This window comes from Paracoccus sediminis, assembly GCF_900188295.1.
Lineage (GTDB): Bacteria > Pseudomonadota > Alphaproteobacteria > Rhodobacterales > Rhodobacteraceae > Paracoccus > Paracoccus sediminis.
In genome coordinates, this window is sequence record NZ_FZNM01000002.1 from 344850 (window position 1) to 365826 (window position 20977).

At 68.3% G+C, this 20977-nt stretch carries 24 protein-coding genes and 1 tRNA gene; 12 read left to right on the forward strand and 13 right to left on the reverse strand.

Translation table 11 applies throughout. From position 1 onward, the window contains the following. The first annotated feature begins 141 nt into the window (after positions 1–141). From leuB to CHB77_RS04725, 3 genes are all read left to right on the forward strand, one after another. A complete protein-coding gene (gene leuB, locus CHB77_RS04715; RefSeq protein WP_089387016.1) occupies positions 142–1266 on the forward strand; it encodes a 3-isopropylmalate dehydrogenase in 1125 nt (374 codons plus the stop codon). Continuing rightward, positions 1266–2225, forward strand: coding sequence for a DMT family transporter (locus tag CHB77_RS04720; RefSeq protein ID WP_089387017.1), 960 nt, complete (start codon positions 1266–1268; stop codon positions 2223–2225). Before leuB ends, CHB77_RS04720 begins: the two co-directional genes overlap by 1 nt. 48 nt (positions 2226–2273) lie before the next feature. Next, positions 2274–2350: transfer RNA gene (locus tag CHB77_RS04725), tRNA-Pro, on the forward strand. Between the two features lie 22 nt (positions 2351–2372). On the opposite strand, the gene CHB77_RS04730 is transcribed toward CHB77_RS04725, so the two are convergent. The 5 genes from CHB77_RS04730 to CHB77_RS04750 are packed head-to-tail and all read right to left on the reverse strand — an operon-like array spanning position 2373 to position 6056. Then, a complete protein-coding gene (locus CHB77_RS04730) occupies positions 2373–3299 on the reverse strand; it encodes an AEC family transporter (RefSeq protein ID WP_089387018.1) in 927 nt (308 codons plus the stop codon). A gap of 9 nt (positions 3300–3308) precedes the next feature. Next, entirely contained in the window at positions 3309–3578 is a 270-nt protein-coding gene (locus tag CHB77_RS04735) for a sulfurtransferase TusA family protein (RefSeq protein WP_341273550.1), read from the reverse strand. Beyond that, positions 3575–4096, reverse strand: a complete 522-nt coding sequence (locus tag CHB77_RS04740; protein ID WP_242626527.1) for a DUF2478 domain-containing protein — start codon at positions 4094–4096, stop codon at positions 3575–3577. Before CHB77_RS04740 ends, CHB77_RS04735 begins: the two co-directional genes overlap by 4 nt. After that, a complete protein-coding gene (locus CHB77_RS04745) occupies positions 4093–4725 on the reverse strand; it encodes a response regulator (protein ID WP_089387020.1) in 633 nt (210 codons plus the stop codon). The genes CHB77_RS04740 and CHB77_RS04745 overlap by 4 nt, the downstream gene beginning before the upstream one ends. Then, a complete protein-coding gene (locus CHB77_RS04750) occupies positions 4722–6056 on the reverse strand; it encodes an ATP-binding protein (RefSeq protein WP_131023313.1) in 1335 nt (444 codons plus the stop codon). Before CHB77_RS04750 ends, CHB77_RS04745 begins: the two co-directional genes overlap by 4 nt. 87 nt (positions 6057–6143) lie before the next feature. On the opposite strand from CHB77_RS04750, the gene CHB77_RS04755 reads away from it, so the two are divergent. The 4 genes from CHB77_RS04755 to CHB77_RS04770 are packed head-to-tail and all read left to right on the forward strand — an operon-like array spanning position 6144 to position 8236. Further along, the gene (locus CHB77_RS04755) at positions 6144–6596 is read left to right on the forward strand and encodes a GAF domain-containing protein (protein WP_089387172.1); all 453 of its coding nucleotides are present in this window, start codon (positions 6144–6146) and stop codon (positions 6594–6596) included. Further along, positions 6589–6966 (forward strand): GFA family protein, encoded by a 378-nt coding sequence (locus tag CHB77_RS04760; protein ID WP_089387022.1) that lies wholly within the window; start codon positions 6589–6591, stop codon positions 6964–6966. Before CHB77_RS04755 ends, CHB77_RS04760 begins: the two co-directional genes overlap by 8 nt. Then, entirely contained in the window at positions 6963–7589 is a 627-nt protein-coding gene (locus CHB77_RS04765) for a LysE family translocator (RefSeq protein WP_089387023.1), read from the forward strand. The genes CHB77_RS04760 and CHB77_RS04765 overlap by 4 nt, the downstream gene beginning before the upstream one ends. Next, positions 7586–8236, forward strand: coding sequence for a pseudouridine synthase (locus CHB77_RS04770; RefSeq protein WP_089387024.1), 651 nt, complete (start codon positions 7586–7588; stop codon positions 8234–8236). Before CHB77_RS04765 ends, CHB77_RS04770 begins: the two co-directional genes overlap by 4 nt. On the opposite strand, the gene CHB77_RS04775 is transcribed toward CHB77_RS04770, so the two are convergent. Beyond that, positions 8233–8685, reverse strand: coding sequence for an Rrf2 family transcriptional regulator (locus tag CHB77_RS04775; RefSeq protein ID WP_089387025.1), 453 nt, complete (start codon positions 8683–8685; stop codon positions 8233–8235). The two genes, CHB77_RS04770 and CHB77_RS04775, sit on opposite strands and share 4 nt — an antisense overlap. A gap of 55 nt (positions 8686–8740) precedes the next feature. On the opposite strand from CHB77_RS04775, the gene CHB77_RS04780 reads away from it, so the two are divergent. Further along, entirely contained in the window at positions 8741–8953 is a 213-nt protein-coding gene (locus CHB77_RS04780; protein ID WP_242626528.1) for an AsnC family protein, read from the forward strand. 196 nt (positions 8954–9149) lie between these two features. On the opposite strand, the gene CHB77_RS04790 is transcribed toward CHB77_RS04780, so the two are convergent. After that, positions 9150–9743 (reverse strand): TetR/AcrR family transcriptional regulator, encoded by a 594-nt coding sequence (locus CHB77_RS04790; protein ID WP_165456199.1) that lies wholly within the window; start codon positions 9741–9743, stop codon positions 9150–9152. 106 nt (positions 9744–9849) lie between these two features. Here CHB77_RS04790 and CHB77_RS04795 point away from each other — a divergent pair, with 106 nt between their 5' ends. Further along, entirely contained in the window at positions 9850–11019 is a 1170-nt protein-coding gene (locus CHB77_RS04795) for an efflux RND transporter periplasmic adaptor subunit (RefSeq protein WP_089387028.1), read from the forward strand. 3 nt (positions 11020–11022) lie between these two features. Next, positions 11023–14133: an efflux RND transporter permease subunit gene (locus CHB77_RS04800; RefSeq protein ID WP_089387029.1), complete on the forward strand. Its 3111-nt coding sequence runs from the start codon at positions 11023–11025 to the stop codon at positions 14131–14133. A gap of 64 nt (positions 14134–14197) precedes the next feature. Here the strand turns inward: CHB77_RS04800 and CHB77_RS04805 are convergent, their stop codons facing one another. Further along, positions 14198–15013, reverse strand: a complete 816-nt coding sequence (locus CHB77_RS04805; protein ID WP_089387030.1) for an MBL fold metallo-hydrolase — start codon at positions 15011–15013, stop codon at positions 14198–14200. Between the two features lie 157 nt (positions 15014–15170). On the opposite strand from CHB77_RS04805, the gene hmuQ reads away from it, so the two are divergent. After that, entirely contained in the window at positions 15171–15491 is a 321-nt protein-coding gene (gene hmuQ / locus CHB77_RS04810; RefSeq protein ID WP_089387031.1) for a heme-degrading protein HmuQ, read from the forward strand. Between the two features lie 6 nt (positions 15492–15497). Here the strand turns inward: hmuQ and CHB77_RS04815 are convergent, their stop codons facing one another. Beyond that, the gene (locus tag CHB77_RS04815; protein WP_089387032.1) at positions 15498–16043 is read right to left on the reverse strand and encodes a DUF924 family protein; all 546 of its coding nucleotides are present in this window, start codon (positions 16041–16043) and stop codon (positions 15498–15500) included. 2 nt (positions 16044–16045) lie between these two features. Further along, positions 16046–16987, reverse strand: a complete 942-nt coding sequence (locus CHB77_RS04820) for a pirin family protein (RefSeq protein WP_089387033.1) — start codon at positions 16985–16987, stop codon at positions 16046–16048. Between the two features lie 168 nt (positions 16988–17155). Between CHB77_RS04820 and CHB77_RS04825 the strand changes: the two genes are divergently transcribed. Further along, positions 17156–18670 (forward strand): VOC family protein, encoded by a 1515-nt coding sequence (locus CHB77_RS04825; RefSeq protein WP_089387174.1) that lies wholly within the window; start codon positions 17156–17158, stop codon positions 18668–18670. Here CHB77_RS04825 and CHB77_RS04830 read toward each other — a convergent pair. From CHB77_RS04830 to CHB77_RS04840, 3 genes are read right to left on the reverse strand one after another with little or no spacing between them, the layout of a single operon-like run. Beyond that, on the reverse strand, positions 18667–19422 hold the full coding sequence (locus CHB77_RS04830) for a VOC family protein (protein ID WP_089387034.1): 756 nt from the start codon (positions 19420–19422) through the stop codon (positions 18667–18669). The genes CHB77_RS04825 and CHB77_RS04830 overlap by 4 nt on opposite strands. 3 nt (positions 19423–19425) lie before the next feature. Further along, positions 19426–19980, reverse strand: a complete 555-nt coding sequence (locus tag CHB77_RS04835; protein ID WP_089387035.1) for an NADPH-dependent FMN reductase — start codon at positions 19978–19980, stop codon at positions 19426–19428. A gap of 23 nt (positions 19981–20003) precedes the next feature. Next, positions 20004–20945: a ring-cleaving dioxygenase gene (locus tag CHB77_RS04840; RefSeq protein WP_089387036.1), complete on the reverse strand. Its 942-nt coding sequence runs from the start codon at positions 20943–20945 to the stop codon at positions 20004–20006. Between the last annotated feature and the right edge of the window lie 32 nt (positions 20946–20977).

Below are 20977 nucleotides of genomic sequence, written 5' to 3' on the forward strand. Positions count from 1 at the left end.
TCCTTGCTTCGGTTCAGGCGGCACGCTGTGCCATCGCCGCGAAAGGTGCAAGATGTGCGATGCGGGACGCCGCGAACTTGACCCGCAGGGGCTTGGGGGCTAGCACCGGCCGCATGCCGCGACCCCGGAACCGGAGGAACCATGTCCGACAGCTATTCCCTTCTCATCCTGCCCGGCGACGGCATCGGCCCCGAGGTGATGGCCGAGGTGGTCAAGGTCATCGACTGGTTTCAGGCCCATCGCGGCATGTCCTTCGACATCGGACACGGGCTTGTCGGCGGGTCGTCATACGATGCGCATGGCACCCCCCTGACGGACGAGACGATGGCCCGCGCGCAGGCGGTCGATGCGGTGCTGCTGGGCGCGGTCGGCGGCCCGAAATACGACGTGCTGGATTTCAGCGTCAAACCCGAACGCGGTCTGCTGCGCCTGCGCAAGGAAATGGATCTGTATGCCAACCTGCGCCCGGCCCAGTGCTTTGACGCCCTGGCCGATTTTTCCTCGCTCAAGCGCGAGGTGGTGGCGGGGCTGGACATCCTGATCGTGCGGGAACTGACCAGCGGCGTGTATTTCGGCGAACCGCGCGGCATCCATGCGGACGGCAACAACCCCGACAACGAAGGCGGCCGCGTCGGCATCAACACCCAGCGTTACACCAGCGGTGAAATCCGCCGGGTGGCCCGGTCGGCCTTTGAACTGGCGCGGCGGCGGTCGAACAGGGTCTGTTCGATGGAAAAGGCCAACGTCATGGAATCCGGCATCCTCTGGCGCGAGGAGGTGCAGTGGGTCCACGACAACGAATATGCCGACGTCGAATTGACCCACATGTATGCCGACAACGGCGCGATGCAGCTGGTCCGCAACCCGCGCCAGTTCGACGTGATCGTGACCGACAACCTGTTCGGCGACCTGCTGTCCGACGCGGCGGCGATGCTGACCGGCAGCCTTGGAATGCTGCCGTCGGCCAGTCTTGGCGCACCGATGGCCAACGGCCGCCCCAAGGCGCTGTACGAACCCGTGCACGGATCGGCCCCCGACATCGCGGGCCAGGGCAAGGCCAACCCCATCGCCTGCATCCTGTCCTTTGCCATGGCCCTGCGCTATTCCTTCGACCAGGGCGCGGCCGCGGCCGATCTGGAACGCGCGGTGGAACGGGTGCTGGCGGACGGCGTGCGGACCGCCGATCTGACGGGGCCGGATGGCGGCATCCCGGTCACGACCGCCCAGATGGGCGACCGGATCGTCGCAGCCCTGTCCCAGGGCTGATGGAAAGCGCGTCGAACGTGCGCGGCGCGGCCCTGGCCCTTCTGGCCATGGGGCTTTACGCGACGCATGACGTGGTCATCAAGACGCTGGGGGCGCATTACCCGGCGATGCAGGTGCTGTTCTTTTCGTCGCTGATGTCCTTTCCGCTGGTGATGCTCATTATCATGCGCGATCCGACGCCCGGCACGTTGCGCCCGTCCAACCCCGGCTGGGTCGCCTTGCGCACGGTCATGGGCGTCATCGCGGGCATGGGCAGCTTTCTGGCGTTTTCCCAGCTTCCGCTGGCGCAGGTCTATTCGATCCTGTTCGCCGCGCCGCTGCTGGTGACGATCCTGTCGATCCCGCTGCTGGGCGAAAAGGTGGGCCTGCATCGCTGGATGGCGGTGGTGATCGGCCTGATCGGCGTGCTGGTCGTGCTGCGTCCCGGCACGCAGGCCCTGGGCTGGGGCCATCTGGCGGCGCTGGCCTCGGCCATCGCCTCGGCCACGACGGCGGTCATCATCCGCAGGCTGGGCCGGACCGAACGGCCGCTGGTCCTGCTGATGTGGCCGATGCTGGGCAATTTCCTGGCGACCGGCGCCTCTCTGGTGCTGGACTATCGCCCGATGGAACTGCCCCATCTGGCGCTTGCGGGCCTGATCGCCTGCCTGGGCCTGATCGCGGGATTCCTGCTCATCATGGCCTATCGCGCGGGCGAGGCCGCCATCGTCGCCCCCATGCAGTATTCGCAGATCCTGTGGGCCACCGCCTATGGCTGGGTCTTCTTTCAGGAAACGCTGGATACGCCGACCCTTGTGGGCGCCACGATCATCATCGGATCGGGCATCTACATCGTCTGGCGCGAAGGGCGCGGCGGCAATTCCGCCAACCGCCCGGTGATCGCATCGCGCATCCGCGGGGAAACCGTGACCGCGCCGCGCAGTTCCCTGCTGCAAAGAATATGGCCGCCGCGGCCTTGACGGGGCTTGCAATTGCCACCGCCCCGCGCTACCTGCCGCACCTACGGTCGGAGCGTAGCGCAGCCTGGTAGCGCACCTGCTTCGGGAGCAGGGGGTCGGAGGTTCGAATCCTCTCGCTCCGACCAGTCTTTCCTTGAAACGAACCTTTCACGCCTGCCCGATCAGCAGCATGATGAGCGGGATGGTGACGATGCTGCCGGCGGTGGACATCAGGATCGCGGCCGACACGCGTTGCTGCGCCACGCCGAAATGCTGGGCCAGAATATAGACGTTTCCGGCCACCGGCAGGGCCGCTGTGGCCATCATCACCCCGGCGGCGAAGGGTTCCACCCCAAGGGACCAGGCCGCAACGCCTGCTGCCAGCGGATGCAGGACCAGCTTGGCCCCGCTGAGCCACGCCGACACGGCCAGCCGCCCGATCCGCCGCCCGGCCAGGCTGGCGCCGATGGCGAACAGCGCGCCGGGGGTGGCGGCGGCGCCCAGCATGACCAGGAATTCGTCCAGAGGGCCGGGCAGGGGCAGGCGCATCTGCGCCCAGGCCAGGCCCGCCAGCATCGACAGGACCATCGGATTGGCGACGATGCCCCGCAGGATCGGGATCACGCTGGCCATCCGCAGCCCGCCGTTGCGCCCCGCATGGATGATAAGCGTCATCAGGGTGGAAAACACCACCATGTCGATGGTCAGGACCATCAGCACCGGCCCGATGGCGCGGTCGCCCAGCAGAACCACCAGCATCGGCACGCCCAGAAAGCCGGTGTTGCCGATCATGCAGCACTGCGCCTCCATCGCGGACTCGGACAGGGGCAACCCACGGGCGCGGGCGGCGGCCATGCCGATGGCCCAGATCGCAAGGGATCCCGCCAGATAGGCCAGCACGAAGCGCCCGTCGAACAGCGCCCCCAGGTCCAGCCGGGCGGCAAAGCGAAACAGCATCGCGGACAGGGCAAAGTAGAACACGAATTTCGTCAGCCAGACGGCGCCCTCCTGGGGAAAGAACCGCGTCCGCGCGGCCAGCCAGCCCAGCCCGATCAACCCGAAGAAGGGAAGCGTCTTCAGAAATACTGCCAGCATCGTCCGTGCCTAAATATCCTTGGGGGTGAGGCCGCTTGCGGCCAAAGGGGCAGACAGCCCCCGTTCGACGACGAATTCGTGCACGCCGTCGGCCAGGTCACGCCGATCCAGCAACCGATGCCCGCCTTCCGCGCAGAAATGCGGCACGTCGACGGCGGCCATGGCGTCGGTCGCCAAAAGCGTGACCCGCGCGCCCACCGGCGCCCCCAGCAGCACCTTGCGCAGGCGCAGCACCGGCAGGGGGCACAGCATCCCGCGCGCATCCACCACAATGTTCACGGAACGCCCGTGACCTGATCCAGGCACCATTCGGCCAGGGTGCCCGGCGACAGTTGTCGGCCCATGCCGTCGCAGAAATCGGCGAAGGCCGCCCGCTGTTCCGGCGGCACATGCAGCAGAACCGGAATGCCGCCCGCCAGGCTTTCGGCGATCACGCTGCAAAAGCCGCGGCCCACCGCCTCTTGCCGGCCGAACTTGGGCAGGATCAGCAGTTCGGCCCCTGGCAGCCGCGCCGCGACGCGGGCCGCCGCCATCTCGAGCGCGCCGGGATCCAGCCGGCAGCCCGACGATCCCGGACCCAGGGACTGGGAAATGCGGATCGGGGCGCCTTCCTCTCCGATCACCACCACATCCATGTCGCAGGCGCAGTCGGCGCCCGTTTCGGTATTGTGCTGGATGGCGCCCGCAACGCGCAGTCCGGCATCGGCAAGCCGGGCGGAAAGCCGCGCCAGGATCCGGTCGGCCTCGCCCGGCGGGGCATCGCCGTCCAGACTGAACCATCCCAGCATCGCCGTCATAGCCCGCTGTCCAGGGCGAATTTGATAAGGCCGTTGATCCCGTCCACGCCCAGTTTCTTCTTCAGGGCGGACGAGGTGTTGGCGGCAGTCTTGTAGCTGACATCCAGGTCGTCCGCGATGGCTTGCAGGCTGAAGCCCCGGCCGATCAGGGCCAGCACCTGCCGTTCGCGATCCGACAGCGCGCCCAGGGGATTGGCCGATGCCCCGGCGCGCAGGGTCGCCAGGGCCATGGCATGGCGCGGCGACAGATAGAATTCGCCCCCTTCCAGGGTCCGCACGGCCGTGCGGAAATCGTCGGGGGGCGCGTTCTTGGACAGGAACCCCTGGGCGCCGGCCTGCAAGGCGCGGGCGGCAAAGCCGGTCTGGTCGTTCATGGAAAAGATCAGGATCCGCGCGTCCGGCGCGGCAATGTGCAGCGCATTCACCAGATCCAGCCCGCTTTCGCCGGGCAAGGTGATGTCCAGCACGATCAGGTCGGGCAGGTCGGGCGCCCTTTCCGCGTCCAGCTGCGCCAGCGCGTCCTGCCCCGACATGGCCTGCCCGATCCGGTCATAGCCCAGATCCCGCAACAGGCGGTTCGCGCCCAGATGGGTGATCGGATGATCGTCGACGACCAGCGCGGATTTCATGGCGATCCTTCCTCGATCTGCGGCAAGGGCAGGCTGGCCGCGATGGTGGTGCCCCCCGCGCCCGAGGACAAGGCCAAATCGCCGCCCAGCAGCGTGATCCGTTCGCGCATTCCGGTCAGCCCCGTGCCTTCGCGGCTGCCGGGCGCCATGCCCCGGCCGTCGTCGGCCACCGTGATCCGCCAATGCGCGGGATCGGTCCACAGCCGCACGGCGACGCGGCCGGCCCCCGAATGGCGCAGGGCGTTCGTGGTGCCTTCCTGCACGATGCGGAACAGTGTCAGGGCGGTCGCCTCGTCCGGTTCTGGTTGGCCGGGGGCCAGATCCAGGTCGATGTTCCGGTCGGGAAAGCGCCGTCCCAGATCGGCGACATAATCGCCCAGCACCGCCGCCAGCGGCAGTTGCCCGATGGCGGCGGGCCGCAGGTCGCCCAGCAGGGCGCGGTTCACGCGGGCGATCTCCTCGGCGATGTCGGCGATGGATGCGGCATGGGCGGCGACGGCGGGGGTGGGGGCGGCCTGGCGCAGGGCGTCGGCCTCGACCCTCAGGCCGAACAGGCAGGGGCCCATCTCGTCGTGCAGGTCGCGGGCGACGGCCTTGCGTTCCTCGTCCCCGCGCGTGACGACGCGGCGTTGCAGACGGGCGCGGTCGGCCTGCGCCCGTTGCAGGGCCTGGGCCAGCCCGTCCACCCCGGCGGCGATGGGCGCCAGGTCGCGCTGCGGCACCGGGCCGACCCGCGCCTCCAGATCGCCACGGCGCAGGTCGGAAAGCCTGCTGGCGATGGCGGCCACCGGCCGCAGGCATTGCCGCGTGGCCAGCAGGATCAGCACCCCTTGGACCAGTGCCGCCAGCGCCGCCAGCCCCAGAAAGGACGACAGGTTGCGCCAGGCCAGCGCGATCTCGGCCCCCGGATCGGTGGCGATGAAGACATAGCCGCGCGGCCGCCCCCCGATCACGACGGGCAGGCGGGTTTCCAGCAGATCCGGCGCCACAAGCCCCGCGAACCAGCGGGGTGCCGGGGCATGGGCCAGAACGGGGCCAGGGACGCGGCGCACCACCCCGTCCAGGATGTCCACCGTTCCCAGCGCGACATGGCGCGGCACCACCAGCCGTTCGGGAAGCAGCCGCATGATCCGGTCGGGGGGCACCGCGCCGTGCATGGTGCCCACGGTCGCCAGCACCAGGGCGCGCGCGGTATCCACCGCCAGCCGCGATTCGGTGGCGATGTCGCGGCGCACGCTTTCCAGGCTGGCCACGGCCAGGGCCGCGAACAGCGCGGCCTGCACGGCCAGGATCACCAGAAGGATGCGCTGCGTCAGGGACAGGGGTGTCATGCGCGCATGATTGGCCGACCGGCGCGGGGGCGTCAAATCGTCCGAAAGGCGGCTTTCCGCCCCCGCCGTGGCATCATAAAAGGGGGCATGACCGATTACGACGCCCTTGCCGCACGAATCCGCTCTCTCACCCATGGCGAAACCGACGAGGTTGCGCTGATGGCCACCCTGGCCTGCGAAATCCACCAGTCCGACGACCGCTTCGACTGGACCGGTTTTTATCGCGTCGTGGCGCCCGAGGTGCTGAAGATCGGTCCCTATCAAGGCGGGCACGGCTGCCTGGTCATCCCGTTCGCGCGCGGGGTCTGCGGGGCGGCGGCGCGGACCGGGCAGGTCCAGATCGTGCCCGACGTGGACGCGTTTCCGGGCCATATCGCCTGCGCCAGTTCCACCCGGTCGGAAATCGTCCTGCCGGTCCGGGGCCGGGGCGGGAGGCTGATCGGCGTCCTGGACATCGACAGCGACCGGCCCGACGCCTTTACCCATGACGACGCCGGCCGTCTTGCGGCCATCCTGGAGGAGGTGTTCCGCGATGTCTGATTTCACCGGGCGCTGCCTGTGCGGCGCCGTCACCTTCCAGGGAACCTGGGGCGGCGATCCGCTGCGCGCCTGCCATTGCGGCCAGTGCCGCCGCTGGTCGGGCCATGTCTGGGCCGCCGCGGGGGCGGACGATCTGGCCATCACGGGGCCGGTCCGTTGGTTCCGGTCCTCGGACCTTGCCGAACGCGGCTTCTGCCCCCGATGCGGCAGCGGCCTGTTCTGGCGCAGGCAGGGCGGCGATCGGATCGAGGTCGCGCCGGGCGCGGTGGACACCCCCACCGGCCTGCATCTGGCGGGCCATATCTATGTGGCCGACAAGGGCGATTACTACGACATCGCCGACGGCCTGCCGCAGGAACCGCAAGGATGATCTGGGACACCATCGCCGCCATTCCGCTGGCGCAACTGACCGCGTTCATTGCGGGCGGGCTGATGCTGAACGTGGCGCCGGGGCAGGACGTGTTCTTTGCCAGCGCCTGCGGCATTCAGGGCGGGCCGCGCGCCGGTGCGCTGGCGGGCTTTGGCGTGGGCCTGGGCGTGCTGATGCATGTGACGCTGGCGACCGTGGGCCTGGGCGCCATCGTCGCGGCCCATCCGGGGACGCTGCTGGCGATCAAATACGCGGGCGCCGCCTATCTGCTGTGGCTGGCATGGAAAAGCTGGCGTGCGGGGCCGGTCGATCCGTCGGCGCGCGGCAGCGTGCGGCCCTGGAACATCATCCGTCGCGGGTTCCTGTCGAACGCGCTGAACCCCAAACCGGTGCTGTTCCTGCTGGCCTTCCTGCCGCAGTTCACCAACCCCGCCTGGGGACCGGTCTGGCAGCAGATCCTGGGCCTGGGGCTGATCTTCGCCTTTACCGGCACGCTGGTGACGATGGGATACGGCATCGTCGCGGGCTATGCGGGCCATGTAATGGGGCGGCGGCTGGGGCTTCTGAACAAGATCGCCGCCGTCATGTTCGCGGGACTGGCGATCCGGCTGGTCCTGAAATGACATCGTTTGCCTATGCGCCGCCCACAGGCCAGCCCGAGGTTCTGCACGCCGACCACGAGATCCTGGTGGTCGCCAAGCCATCCGGCCTGTTGTCCGTGCCGGGCCGGGGCGAGGGCAAGGACGACTGCCTCATCAACCGGCTGCGCGGCGCCTTTCCGACGATCCTGCTGGTGCACCGGCTGGACCAGGACACGTCCGGCGTGATGGTCTTTGGCCTGACCCCCCATGCCCAGCGGGTGCTGTCAAAGCAGTTCGAGGATCGCCGCGTCAAAAAGGCTTATGTCGCCCGCCTGGCCGGGCGGCTGGAGCCGAAGGTCGGGACCGTCGATCTGCCCCTGATCGTCGATTGGCCGAACCGTCCGCGCCAGAGGGTCGATCACGACAGGGGCCGTCCGGCGCTGACCGGATGGCGGGTGATCCGGGCGGGCGACGACGAAACCCGCGTGCGGCTGTTCCCGCTGACCGGGCGCAGCCACCAGTTGCGCGTCCATATGGCGGAAACCGGCCATCCGATCCTGGGTGATCCGCTGTATGCGACGGGCGCTGCGGCGGATCATCCGCGCCTGATGCTGCACGCCGAAAGCCTGCGCATCCGCCATCCCGACAGCGGCGTGCAGGTCGGCTTCGGCCAGCCGGCGCCGTTCTAGGCCCCCACCACCTGATCGGCCACATGTTCGAACCGCAGCATGTCCTCCAACGTCAGGGATTCGATCAGGATCAGATAGGACCAGAAGATTTCGGCAAAGACCTTGCGGATGCGGCAGGCGGCCTCGTCCCGGCAATCCTCGCAGCGCTGATAGGCGCGCCGCGACAGGCAGGGCAGGGGGGCGATGGGGCCGTCGATCAGGCGCAGCAGTTCGGATATGGAAATGTCGCCGGGCCGCTTGCTCAGCAGATAGCCGCCCGACCGGCCCCGGATCGAACGGACCATGCCCGCGTTGCGCAGTTCCAGCAGGATCTGTTCCAGGAACCGCTTGGGCGTGTCCGACCGGCGGGCGATCCCTTCGATGGTCAGCGCCTCGGGGGCGGGCCGGGCGGCCTCGTCGCCCAGAACCAGCATCGCCTTGAGCGCGTATTTCATCTTTTGCGTAATCATGATTCAACCTTAGGTCGGGAAAACCCCCGACTCAAGGTCGAGATTTCCCGGACCGATGGCCCGCGGCCGGTTTTCCGCAATGAAACCAGGAAGGGAACACGGTTTCGGAAGATGCGACAAGACGGCAGCCAGGCCGGACCTGATCGACCGCAAGATCGCCGCCGCCGTGATGAAGGACGCGAGCCGGCCGATCGCCCAGACCGCCGACCGTGCCGGGCTGTCGCAGACCCCCTGCTGGAAGCGCATCCCGAGTTCCTGGGCGTCCTGACCATGTTTGCGGGAACCGAGGCCAACGGCCACGGGACCGATCGGCGCGGGGTCTTTCCGGCGGAGTCAGGATCCTCTCCCCGAAACCATGGAAGCCGGTCGCATGGCCGGGGAATCGGACTGTCTGCGGTGCGCCGCGGCGTCGGACATGGCCGCCGGACCGCGCCCCGTTCCCCGATCAACCGGGCCACGCCTGTCTAGACCTGCGCCAGATAGCCGCGCAGAACCTGCAACTTGGCAGCGGCGACATCGACGATGCTGCCGTCCGACATCGCGTCGTCGTTGGCCCAGATGCGGAACGTGTCGGCCAGGGCATGGGCGATCGCCTCGGCCAGCAATTGCGCGTCGTATCGTGCATCCTCGCCCAGACGGACCACGGCCAGGTCGGCGATCTGGTCGCGCAGCCGTCTGAGGGATCCGTAGAAGATCGGCACCAGTTCCGGGGCGGTGTCCAGCAGCCGGTCGATCAGCTGCGATGTGCCCCGATCCAGTTCGCTGCGCGTCAAAAGCTGGCGCAGCGCCTGCAACAGATCCGCAAGCAACGGCCCGGATGACGCGCGGAATCCTTCCACCGTCTCGTCGTCAAAGCAGGGCGCGTTGCCGACGATCGCGGCATCCTTGTTCAAATAGTAATTGAAAAAGGTCCGCTGGCTGATCCCCGCCTGGGCCGCGATCATTTCGGTCGTCACCGGATCGTACCCATGCCGCAGCGCCAGCGTCAGGGCGGCGCGCTGGATGTCACGCAGCGTTTGCAGCCGCCTGCGGTCGCGAAGCGTCGATTTCACAGCCATGCAGGCGCCCTGGGAAAATTCATCTAAAGCAAACATTGCACACTATGCATCGATATGCAATATGGTGGCGCAACGCCCTGCTGTCCCTTCCGCAAAGGATCATCCGATGCCTCGCCTTTCGTCGCTTGCCCGCGCCCTGCTGGTCGCCCTGTCGGTTCCGGCCGCGCCGGCCCTGGCCCAGGACGCCGCGATGCCACCCCGGACGGTCGGCGTGGTGACGGTCCAGCCCCAGCCCGTGCCGCGCATCATCACCCTGCCGGGCCGGGCGGTGGCCCAGGCCCAGGCGGCGATCCGTCCCCGCGTCAGCGGGCTGGTGACGGAAATCCTGTACCGGCCGGGCACGGCGCTGGATCGGGGCGCGCCGCTGTTCCGCATCGATCCGACGACCTATCAGGCGAACCTTCGCAGCGCCGAGGCCCAGGTCAGTTCCGCCCGCGCAGGCCTGACGCAGGCCGAAACCTCGTTCGGCCGGACCGAACGGCTGTTGGGATCGGGCACCACTCAGGCGCAGGTCGATGAATCCCGCGCCACGCTGGAACAGGCCCAGGCCGCGCTGCAATCGGCCGAGGCCGCCCTGACGCTGGCGCAGGCGGAACTGGACTGGACCACCGTGACCAGCCCCATCGACGGGTTGGCCAGCGTGGCGGCGGTGTCGGTGGGCGATCTGGTCACGGCGAACCAGGCCGACGCGATGGCGACCGTCACCCGCCTGGATCCGATCGAGGTGGACATGTACGAACCCTCGGCCGGGTTGCTGGCGATCCGGGGCGACATCAGCGAAGGCCGCCTGACGCTGAACGACACGATCCAGGCCACGCTCACGCTGGAAACGGGCGAAACCTATGCCGCCACGGGCGAACTGGTGGCGCCGGGATACAGCGTCTCGACCTCGACCGGGGCGGTGGACACGCGGTTCCGGTTCGACAACCCGCGCCGCCTGATCCTGCCCGGCATGTTCCTGCGCGGCCAGATCGACCTGGGCACGACCCAGGCGTTCCTGGTCACGCAGAACGCCGCCACGCGCGACAAGACCGGCCAGCTGTCGGCCTGGGTGATCCGCGACGGCGCGGCCGCGCAGGTGGCCCTGACCGACGACGGCAGCTATCGGAACCACTGGATCGTCACGGACGGGTTGGAACCCGGCGACCTGCTGGCGGTGGACAACCTGGCCGCCCTGACCGAAGGGGCAACGGTCGCGACCGTGCCGGTCACGCTGGACGAGAACGGCGTGGTGCAGCAGGCCCCCGCCGCTGCCGCCCCCGCACCGACGGAATAAGCCATGGCCCGTTTCTTCATCCATCGCCCCGTCTTTGCCTGGGTTCTGGCCTTCGTGACCATGCTGGTGGGCGGGCTTGGCCTGCAAACCCTGGCGATCGAACAGTATCCGCAGATCGCCCCCACCACCGTCCGCGTCAGCGCGACCTATACCGGCGCATCTGCCGAGATCGTGGAAAATTCCGTCACGACGGTCATCGAGGACGGGATGACCGGGATCGACGGCCTGATCTACATGACCTCGAATTCGACGCCGGGATCGGCGTCGGTGTCGCTGACCTTCGACGATACGGTCGATCCCGACATCGCGCAGGTGCAGGTCCAGAACAAGCTGCAACTGGTGACGTCGCAATTGCCCGACATCGTGCAGCAACAGGGCGTGAACGTGTCGCGGTCCACCTCGTCGATCCTGCTGGTGGGGGCGCTGACCAGCACCGACGGCCGCTATTCGTCGGTCGAACTGGGCGATCTGGTATCCCAGGTGATCGAGGATCCGGTCAAGCGGACGGCGGGCGTCGGGTCGATCAACACCTTCGGGTCGGGCTATGCGATGCGCATCTGGCTGGACCCGATGAAGATGGCGCAGTACCAGGTCACGCCCGCCGACGTGACCGGCGCCGTGTCCGAACAGAACACCAACGTCACCGTGGGCGACCTGGGCGCCGAGCCGTCCGCCGAGGGCCAGCGGCTGACCCTGACCCTGTCGGCGCAGTCCCAGTTCAGCTCGGTTCAAGAGTTCGAGCGGATCCTGCTGCGCGTGGACCCGGACGGATCGACGGTCTTTCTGGGCGACGTGGCCCGGATCGAGATCGGGCAGGAATCCTATGGCGGGGCGGCCCGGCACAACGGCAATCCGGCGGCGGGGTTCGGCGTGAACCTGGCGACCGGCGCCAACGCGGTGGACACTGCGGATGCGGTGCGCGCGGTCATCGACGGCATCGCGCCGTCGCTGCCCCAGGGCGTGCAAGTCGTCTATCCCTATGACACCGCGCCCTTTGTCGAAAAGTCGATCAATCAAGTCTACAAGACCCTGGCCGAGGCCGTGGTGCTGGTGTTCCTGGTCATCCTCGCCTTCCTGCAAAGCTGGCGCGCGACGATCATCCCGGTCATCGCCATCCCGGTGGTGCTGCTGGGCACCTTTGGCGTGCTGGCGGCGGCGGGATTTTCCATCAACACGCTGACCATGTTCGCGCTGGTCCTGGCCATCGGCCTGCTGGTCGACGACGCCATCGTCGTGGTCGAAAACGTCGAACGCGTGATGGACGAACAGGGCCTCGGCCCGGTCGAGGCCACGCAGAAAAGCATGGAGGAGATCACCTCGGCCCTGGTGGGCATCGTGCTGGTGCTTTCGGCGGTGTTTCTGCCCATGGCCTTCATGTCGGGGGCGACCGGGGTGATCTATCGCCAGTTCTCGCTGACGATCATCACGGCCATGGTGCTGTCGCTGGGCGTGGCCGTCATCCTGACGCCCGCCATGTGCGCCAGCCTGCTGAAACCGCGCAAGCATGGCGGCGGCATCGCGCCCGCCCGCTGGTTCAACCGCACGCTGGACCGCGCCACCGACGGCTATGGCACGGCGGTCGCCCGTCTGGTGCGCAGGCCCTTTCGGATGCTGGTCGTTCTGGCGGCGGTCGGCTTTGGCGCATTCGCACTGTTCGGGCAACTGCCCGGATCGTTCCTGCCGGACGAGGATCAGGGCGTGATGATGGTCATGATCGAAACACCCGACGGATCGACCACCGCCCAGACCCGCGCCCTGGTCGAAAAGGTCGAGGAATACCTGATGACCCAGGAATCCGGGACGGTGGAATCCACCTTTTCGGTGCTGGGCTTCAGCTTTGGCGGGTCGGGCCAGAACAACGCCATGCTGTTTGCCAAGCTGCGCGACTACGAGGATCGGCCCGATCAGGACGTGGCGTCCCTGGTCGCGCGCGCCAACGGGCATTTCTTCGCGACAAACCGCACCGGGCAGGCCTATTTCCTGCAACCCCCGGCGATTCCGGGCATGGGGGCGTCGTCGGGCTTTTCGATGTATCTGGTCGATCAGGCCGGGCGCGGACAAGAGGCGCTGACGGCGGCCGCAGATCGGCTGGTCGCCACCGCCCAGGCGGACGGGCGCGTCACCAACCTGCGCGGCAACGAGGCGCCGTTCCAGACATCCTTGCGGCTGGACATCGACCAGCAGAAGGCCGCGGCCTTCGGCCTGTCCATATCCGAGGTGAACGCGATGCTGTCGGTGATCTTTTCGGGCCGCGACGTGAACGATTTCGCGCTGGGCACGGAACTGCGCCCGGTGATCGTGCAGGGCGAGGCCTTTGCCCGGTCACAGCCCGAGGACATCGACCGCTGGTTCGCCCGCAATTCCACCGGCGACATGGTGAATTTCGGCGCCTTCACCACCCGCGTCTGGGATCAGGAACCGCAGGCCCTGACCCGCTATGGCGGCACCCGCGCGCTGGAACTGTCGGGCGCGGCGGCCCAGGGCCTGTCCTCGGGCGCCGCCATGGACGCGATGGAGGAGATGGTGGCCGGCATGGACGGCGGCTATGGCAGCGCCTGGACGGGCCTGTCCTATCAGGAACGGCTGTCGGGCAACCAGGCGCCCCTGCTGTTCGCGTTGTCCGCCCTGGTCGTGTTCCTGGCGCTGGCCGCGCTTTACGAAAGCTGGACGGTGCCGCTGGCGGTGATGATGACCGTGCCGGTGGGCATCCTGGGCGCCTTGGCCGCCGCGCTGGTCTTCGACCAGACGAACGACGTCTATTTCAAGGTGGGCCTGCTGACGACCATCGGCCTTGCCGCGCGCAACGCGATCCTGATCGTGGAATTCGCGCAATCGCTGGTGGCCCAGGGCCGTCCGTTGCTGGAGGCCGCCACCCTGGCGTCGAAGATGCGCCTGCGCCCGATCCTGATGACGACCTTGGCCTTCATGCTGGGCGTGCTGCCGCTGGCGATCGCCAGCGGCGCGGGGGCGGGGGCGCAGAATTCGATCGGGATCGGGGTTCTGGGCGGCATGGCGTCGTCCGCGGTCATCGGGATCTTTCTGGTGCCGGTCTTCTATGTGGCCGTTCTGAAGGCGGTCGAGCTTGCGACACGGCGGCGGTCAAAACCTGCCTGACGGCCCGACCGGCCATTCGCACGGCCGGCGGACGCCCGCCGTCGCCCATGCCGGCCCCGGCGCGTCACGGCCCGCTTCGCCCCGACGACACCGGCTCCAGCACCACCACGGTCGGCCGGTCGGGCAGCCCGCGCAGGGACGCCAGGTATTCGCTGGTGCCTGGCCGTTCGATGGCGAATTGGGACGCCATGCCGGCAAGAAAGCTTTCCAGCCGGGCGGGGCTGAACCAATGCATCGGGATCACCACCGAACTGTTCAGGCGGCTGACCACCCGCATCATCGCCGCCTGTTCCATCGTATAGCCGCCATCGACCGGCACCATCAGCACATCCACCCGGCCCAGCGTCGCGTATTGTTCGTCGGTCGGTTCGTGTTGCAGGTGGCCCAGATGGGCGATGCACAATCCCCCCGCCTCGAACACGAAGATCGAGTTGCCGCCTTCCTCGACCGTGCCCCAGGACCGGATGTCGGTCGCCACGTTGCGGATCAGCGTGTCGCCCACCGTCAGGTAATGGTCGGCGGCGATGCCGAACCGGTCCGTCCAGCCCCGCAGGACATGGGGGATGCCTTGGACCAGGTCCGTCCAATGGCTGGAATGGGCATGATTCATGGTGACGGCATCGGGAACGGGCGTGCCGGCGGGCAAGGCGCCGTTGTAATCGGTCACGATCTCGACCCCGCCTCGTGTCTGGATCAGGAACATCGCGTGCCCCAGATAAGACAGCCGGACCGACCGTTCAGGCACCGGATCGGACCAGGCGGCCTGCTGGATGCGCGCGGGTCCGCCCGCGATGGCGATGCAATGGCTGGGGCGGCGTTCCTGGGCCTGGACGGACAGGGGAACGGCCATCAACAGGGCGGCAGCAAGGGCGGGACGCATGTGGTTTCCCCCGGATGTGACCACAAAGGCTAACCCCGATCTGCCCGTTTCCAAAAGCCGCAAGGGCGCAAGGCCGTCACATCCGCGTGACAGGGCTGTCGCGGGGATCGCCGCCGTCCGATGATGCCCGCAGGATCCGCAACCCCGAGGGACGCCCATGTTCATCGCCATGAACCGGTTCACCGTGCCGGTCGAAAACGCCGCCGAATTCGAGGCCCTGTGGCTGGGTCGCGACAGCAAGTTGTACGAATTGCCGGGCTTTGTGGAATTCCACATGCTCAAAGGCCCCGAGGAGGACGGCCGTTGCCTTTATGCCTCGCACACGGTGTGGGAAAACGAGGACCGTTTCCGCGACTGGACCCGCAGCCAGCAGTTCCGTGACGCCCATGCCCGCGCGGGCGAGACGAAGAAGCTGTACGAAGGCGGTCCGCGTTTCGAAGGGTTCACCGCGATCCAGACCATCGGCCGCGACGGCTGAGGGCCGTCAAAAGCCCTTGTGGGTTTTCAGGAACTCCTCCTCCTCGGGGGTGTTCTTGCGGTCCAGCAGGGCGTTGCGGTGCGGAAAGCGCCCGAATTCCTGGATGATGTCGCGGTGCCGGACGGCATAATCCAGATAGCCCGGATCGCCCAGCGCCTCGAACAGTTCGACCGATCGGGTCTGGTCGGTCCGATCCTCGCTGTGCTCGAACGGCAGATAGACGAACACCCGCCGTCCGGAATCGATCTGCCGGTCGAACCCGGCATCCACGGCGGCGCGGGCGTGATCCAGGGCGATGCCGTCGGATTCGAAGGCCCGCCCGGTGCCGCGGAAGATGTTGCGGGGAAACTGGTCCAGCACAAGGATCAGCGCCAGCGCCCCGTCGGGGGTGGCTGCCCAGTCATCCAGTTCGCGCCGGTGCGCCGCGTGCCAGGTATCTGCGAATTCGTCGCGGATTCGCGCGTCGAAGGCGTCGGATTTGGCGAACCAGTTCGGCTCCATCTCGGGCGAGAACCAGAAGTCCAGCACGTCCTGGGCGGTCTTGATCGTCATGGTCAGGTCCTTTCCGGCAGGGGGATATGTTCGGCCCGGTCCGTGGGCGGCAGGTCGAACAGACCCGTGCCCCAACGCTCGGCCCGCCACTGGCGTTTCGCCTCCTCGATCCGTTCGCGGGACGAGGCCACGAAGTTCCACCAGATGTGGCGCGGCCCGTTCAGCGTCTCTCCGCCCAGGGCCATCAGCCGGGCGCCCCGGTCGCCCGCCTGCACGGTGATCGCGTCGCCCGGACGGAACACCATCATCTGCCCCGATTCAAAGTCCTGCCCGGCGATGCGGATGCTGCCTTCGGTCACGTAAATCCCGCGATCCTCGTGGTCATCGGGCAGGGGAAAACGCGCGCGCGGGGCCAGCGTCACATCCAGATAGAAAGTGTCCGAAGGCAGCGTCGCGGGCGCCGTCTGCCCATAGGCACGGCCCAGGATCAGGCGCGCGGTGATGCCCGTGTCGCGGATCACCGGCAGGGCGCCCTGTTCGTGATGTTCAAAGACCGGCGCCATGTCCTCATGGCTTTCGGGCAGGGCGATCCAGGTCTGGATGCCCAGCAGGCTGCTGGGACCGGCGCGCGCGGCATCGGGGCTGCGTTCGGAATGGGTGACGCCGCGCCCGGCGATCATCCAGTTCAGCGCGCCGGGCGTGATGATCTGGTCTGCCCCGGTGCTGTCGCGATGCTGGAAGCTGCCGCGATACAGATAGGTGACGGTGCCCAGCCCGATATGGGGATGCGGGCGCACGTCGATGCCCTGGCCCGTCAGGAATTCCGCCGGACCCATCTGGTCGAAGAAGATGAACGGCCCGACCATCTGCCGCTTGGGCGCGGGCAGGGCGCGCCGCACCTCGAACCCGCCCAGGTCGCGGGCGCGGGGGATGATAAGGGTTTCGATGGCGCCGGGGCCGATCTCGTCGGGGCATCCGGGGGTCAGGGCGGGGTTCCAGCTCATGGGTGTTATCCTTCCTGTTGGCGGGTCCAGCATAGGTCCATGGGCTGCAAGCAGCCAAGCGGCCCGGCGTTCGTCCTGGCCGAACGCCGGGTTGGCGGCGGCCTGGATGGCGCCGGGGCCGCCGGAACCCCATTCTGGGCGCCGAGGTTTCTGAACGAAGGATGTGCGATGACCAGCGGTATCCACCATGTGACGGCGATCACCCGCGACGTTCAGGCGAATGTCGATTTCTGGATGGGCTTTCTGGGCCTGTCCCTGGTCAAGCAGACCGCGGGGTTCGAGGACGCCGAGCAGTTGCACCTGTTCTATGGCGATCCGGCCGGTTCGCCGGGCAGCCTGGTCAGCTTTCTGGTCTGGCAGGACGGCGCGCCGGGCCGGGTGGGCCATGGCCGCGTGGCCGAGATCGCCCTGGCCATCCCCGCCGCGCGCATCGGCGACTGGCTGACGCGCGCGATGCAGCGCGGCCTGCGCATCGAAGGCCCGACCCGAGAGTTCGGCGAACCCGTGCTGCGGCTGCGCGATCCCGACGGGATCATCGTGAAGCTGGTCGGCACGGATGCGCCCGAGACCGGCTGGCCCGCCGCCCCGTCCCGGATCCGCGCGGTGACGATCTGGTCGGATGTGCCCGAACAGACGGCCGCCTTCCTGCGCCCCTTCGGCTATCGCATCGGGCCGCAGGACGCGGCGGTGACGCGGCTTCTGTCGGATGCCGATGCCATCGACATTCGCGACGCCTCGGGCTTCGTGCCGGGCATTCCGGGAACCGGGGTCATCGATCATGTGGCGCTGCGGGTGTCCGACAGCGCCGCCTTGCAGGGCCATCATGCCGCCCTGAACAAGCGCAATGCAGGTGACGTGACCGTTCACGACCGGCGTTATTTCACCTCGCTTTATGTCCGCGAACCGGGGGAAACCCTGATCGAACTGGCGACAGACGGTCCGGGCATGGCAGTGGACGAGGCCCCCGATTCCCTGGGCCGGACCCTGATGTTTCCCCCGCAGGTCGCGGACCCCGACGACCTGCGCCTGCGATTGCCGCAATTTGCCCGTCCGGGCGAGGAAAGGATACGGATGAGAGAGCTTCCCTTTGTTCACCGGCTTCGCCAGCCCAATCAGCCCGATGGTTCGGTCCTGGTGCTGCTGCACGGCACCGGCGGAACCGAAACCGACCTGATGCCGCTGGCCCACCGCATCGCGCCGCATGCGACGTTGCTGGGCGTGCGCGGCCGTTCGGCCGAGGAAGGCGTGGCGCGGTTCTTCCGCCGCCTGACCATGACTACCTTCGACCAGGACGACATCCGGGCCGAGGCCGAGGCCTTTGCCGCCTTCTGGCAAGGGGCGCTGGCGGGTTATGACCTGGACCCGGCGCGGATCACGGTGATGGGTTACAGCAACGGCGCCAATTTCGCCGCCGCCGTCATGGGTCTGCAACCGGGCCTGATCCGCCGCGCGATCCTGATGCGCCCCATGGCGGTGCTGGAGGATTTGCCGCGGGCCGATCTGGCCGGGCTGGCGGTCCTGACGCTGGCCGGGGCGCGCGATCCCTATGGTCCCCATGCGCCGCGGCTGAACGACTGGCTGGCGGCGCAGGGGGCCGATCTGGACGCGCGCGTGGTCCAGGCCGGGCACGACCTGACCGCGGACGACCTGACGGCGGCGGCAGGCTGGATGGCCGGGGCCTAGACGAACCGGAACGGCGTGCCCCAGGGGTCCGCCATCGTGGTGTCCGACCGACCGGGATCGTTCACCGCGATCTCGGCCAGGCCCGTGGTGTCCGCCTCGCGCCGCCCCGCGCCTTGGCTGTTCCAGACGTTCCCGGCAAGCTGATGGTGGTATCCATCCCAGCCGTACCACGCCCCGCCCGGCCCGTCGAAGGTGCGCGTCAGGCCCAGATCACCCGCGAAAAACCCATCCGCGCGGTCCAGATCGCCGACTTGCAGATGGACATGGCCCACGGTGCTGCCCTGGGGGGCGCCGGTCCAGGGGGCATCGGCATCGGCCAGAAGGCGGTCCAGATCCAGCCTGCGGGTGAACATCTCGATCCGGTCGCCGGTGCGGGTCCAGTCGGACGCAGGGCGGTCCCGATAGATCTCGATCCCGTTGCCTTCCGGGTCGTCCAGATACAGCGCCTCGCTGACGCCGTGGTCGCTGGCCCCGGACAGGCGGGTGCCGCTGTCGGCCGCATGGCGCAGCCAGCGGGCCAGGGCGGCGCGGTCGGGCAGCAGGAAGGCCGTATGGAACAGCCCCGCCTGGCGCGGATCGCGGGGCCGCGCGGCGGGGTCGCGGCGCAGTTCCAGCAGGGTGCGGTCGCCCGCGCCCAGGCGCGCGGTTTCACCGTCGCCGCCCAATGGGGTCAGCCCGATGGCGTCGCGATAAAAGGCCGTCATGCCGGGCAGGTCGCGCACGGTCAGGGCCACATGGTCGATGGATTTCATGGTTCAGTCCTTTCCTGAGGCCAGGCTCGCGGCGAAACCCGCGACGAAATCGGCAAGCTGCGCGCGGGTCTTGTCGTCGGTCAGGTTGCCGTCGGCGTCGAACAGCCCGCCCGCCCGCGATACCATCAGCCGCCCGTCCCACCAGGGCCGGGTCTTCAAGGTGCGCAGCACCGGCCACCAATGGGTCTGCGCCTGCGTGGTCCCGAACCCGCCGGGGGATGCGCCGATGACCGCCACCGGCTTGCCCGCGAACAGCGCCAGCCCCTCGCCCCGCGACATCCAGTCGATGGCGTTCTTGAAGACGCCCGGAATGCCGTTGTTGTATTCGGGCGTGACCAGCAGCAGGCCGTCGGCACCGGCCAGCTGGGCGTTCAGCACGGCGATGGCGGGGGGCGTGCCACGGGCGGCCTCGTCGTCACCGTTGTACAATGGCACCTGCGAAATATCCCCGACGATGATATTCACCCCGTCGGGCGCCACGTCGCGCGCGGTCCGCAGCAGGCCCGCGTTGATCGAGGCGCGGCGCAGGCTGCCGGACAGGCCAAGGATGGTGGTCATGGAGTCCTCCTTGCGACCGGATATTAGTCCAGCGGTTTCAGCCGCGCCTCGATGGCGGCGCGCTTGCCTTCCAGAAACGGCGGCAGGGACAGGCCCTGGCCCATCGTGTCGCGTGGTTCGTCCACGTCGAAACCCGGCCCGTCCGTGGCCAGTTCGAACAGGTTGCCGCCCGGTTCCCGAAAGTACAGCGAGCGGAAATAATAGCGTTCGACCTCGCCCGAGTTGGGGACGCGGAACCCGCCCACGCGGCGCGTCCATTCGGTCAGCGCGGCGGTGTCGGGCACACGGAAGGCGACGTGATGGACCCCGCCCGCGCCCTGGCGCGCCGCAGGCAGGCCGGGCTGGACCGCGACATGCAGTTCGGCGGCCGCGCCCCCGTCGCCCATGGCAAAGACATGGACGCGGCCCTGCCCGTCCGGGCTGGCATAGTCGCGCACCGGGGTCATGTTCATGACCTGGGTCAGCACGGCTTGGGTCGGGGCCAGATCGGGCACGGAAATCGTGATCGGGCCAAGCCCGCGGATCTGGTGTTCGGCGGGGACCGGGCCGCGGTCCCAGGGCTGGCCCGCGGGATCGGGCGCGGCGACCAGGCGCAGGCGCTGGCCCTCGGGGTCTTCGACATCCAGGCTGGCGCGGCCGTCCAAGTCTGTGATCTTGCCGGTGGATACGCCCAGGTCCGACAGGCGCGCGGCCCACCAGTCAACGCTGTCTTCCGCCACGCGCAGACCGGTGCGGGTGATCGCGTGGGTGCCGCGCCGTTCGCGGGCCGCGGGCCAGTCGAAAAAGGTGATGTCCGTCCCCGGTGTGCCCGCCCCGTCCGCGAAAAAGAGGTGATAGGCCGAGGTGTCGTCCTGGTTCACCGTCTTCTTGACCCGGCGCAGGCCCAGCGTGTCGGTGTAGAAGCGGTTGTTGCCTGCGGCATCGGCGGTGATGGCGGTCAGGTGGTGGATTCCGGTCAGTTGCATGGGGCGCCTCCTGTGGGTTGGCATCAATATGG

Excerpts from the sequence above, each read along its gene's own strand:
- leuB (WP_089387016.1), top strand. The coding sequence starts at position 142 with ATGTCCGACAGCTATTCCCTTCTCATCCTGCCCGGCGACGGCATCGGC.
- CHB77_RS04720 (WP_089387017.1), top strand. The coding sequence starts at position 1,266 with ATGGAAAGCGCGTCGAACGTGCGCGGCGCGGCCCTGGCCCTTCTGGCC.
- CHB77_RS04730 (WP_089387018.1), bottom strand. The coding sequence starts at position 3,299 with ATGCTGGCAGTATTTCTGAAGACGCTTCCCTTCTTCGGGTTGATCGGG.
- CHB77_RS04740 (WP_242626527.1), bottom strand. The coding sequence starts at position 4,096 with ATGACGGCGATGCTGGGATGGTTCAGTCTGGACGGCGATGCCCCGCCG.
- CHB77_RS04745 (WP_089387020.1), bottom strand. The coding sequence starts at position 4,725 with ATGAAATCCGCGCTGGTCGTCGACGATCATCCGATCACCCATCTGGGC.
- CHB77_RS04750 (WP_131023313.1), bottom strand. The coding sequence starts at position 6,056 with ATGACACCCCTGTCCCTGACGCAGCGCATCCTTCTGGTGATCCTGGCC.
- CHB77_RS04755 (WP_089387172.1), top strand. The coding sequence starts at position 6,144 with ATGACCGATTACGACGCCCTTGCCGCACGAATCCGCTCTCTCACCCAT.
- CHB77_RS04760 (WP_089387022.1), top strand. The coding sequence starts at position 6,589 with ATGTCTGATTTCACCGGGCGCTGCCTGTGCGGCGCCGTCACCTTCCAG.
- CHB77_RS04765 (WP_089387023.1), top strand. The coding sequence starts at position 6,963 with ATGATCTGGGACACCATCGCCGCCATTCCGCTGGCGCAACTGACCGCG.
- CHB77_RS04770 (WP_089387024.1), top strand. The coding sequence starts at position 7,586 with ATGACATCGTTTGCCTATGCGCCGCCCACAGGCCAGCCCGAGGTTCTG.
- CHB77_RS04775 (WP_089387025.1), bottom strand. The coding sequence starts at position 8,685 with ATGATTACGCAAAAGATGAAATACGCGCTCAAGGCGATGCTGGTTCTG.
- CHB77_RS04780 (WP_242626528.1), top strand. The coding sequence starts at position 8,741 with ATGGCCCGCGGCCGGTTTTCCGCAATGAAACCAGGAAGGGAACACGGT.
- CHB77_RS04790 (WP_165456199.1), bottom strand. The coding sequence starts at position 9,743 with ATGGCTGTGAAATCGACGCTTCGCGACCGCAGGCGGCTGCAAACGCTG.
- CHB77_RS04795 (WP_089387028.1), top strand. The coding sequence starts at position 9,850 with ATGCCTCGCCTTTCGTCGCTTGCCCGCGCCCTGCTGGTCGCCCTGTCG.
- CHB77_RS04800 (WP_089387029.1), top strand. The coding sequence starts at position 11,023 with ATGGCCCGTTTCTTCATCCATCGCCCCGTCTTTGCCTGGGTTCTGGCC.
- CHB77_RS04805 (WP_089387030.1), bottom strand. The coding sequence starts at position 15,013 with ATGCGTCCCGCCCTTGCTGCCGCCCTGTTGATGGCCGTTCCCCTGTCC.
- hmuQ (WP_089387031.1), top strand. The coding sequence starts at position 15,171 with ATGTTCATCGCCATGAACCGGTTCACCGTGCCGGTCGAAAACGCCGCC.
- CHB77_RS04815 (WP_089387032.1), bottom strand. The coding sequence starts at position 16,043 with ATGACGATCAAGACCGCCCAGGACGTGCTGGACTTCTGGTTCTCGCCC.
- CHB77_RS04820 (WP_089387033.1), bottom strand. The coding sequence starts at position 16,987 with ATGAGCTGGAACCCCGCCCTGACCCCCGGATGCCCCGACGAGATCGGC.
- CHB77_RS04825 (WP_089387174.1), top strand. The coding sequence starts at position 17,156 with ATGACCAGCGGTATCCACCATGTGACGGCGATCACCCGCGACGTTCAG.
- CHB77_RS04830 (WP_089387034.1), bottom strand. The coding sequence starts at position 19,422 with ATGAAATCCATCGACCATGTGGCCCTGACCGTGCGCGACCTGCCCGGC.
- CHB77_RS04835 (WP_089387035.1), bottom strand. The coding sequence starts at position 19,980 with ATGACCACCATCCTTGGCCTGTCCGGCAGCCTGCGCCGCGCCTCGATC.
- CHB77_RS04840 (WP_089387036.1), bottom strand. The coding sequence starts at position 20,945 with ATGCAACTGACCGGAATCCACCACCTGACCGCCATCACCGCCGATGCC.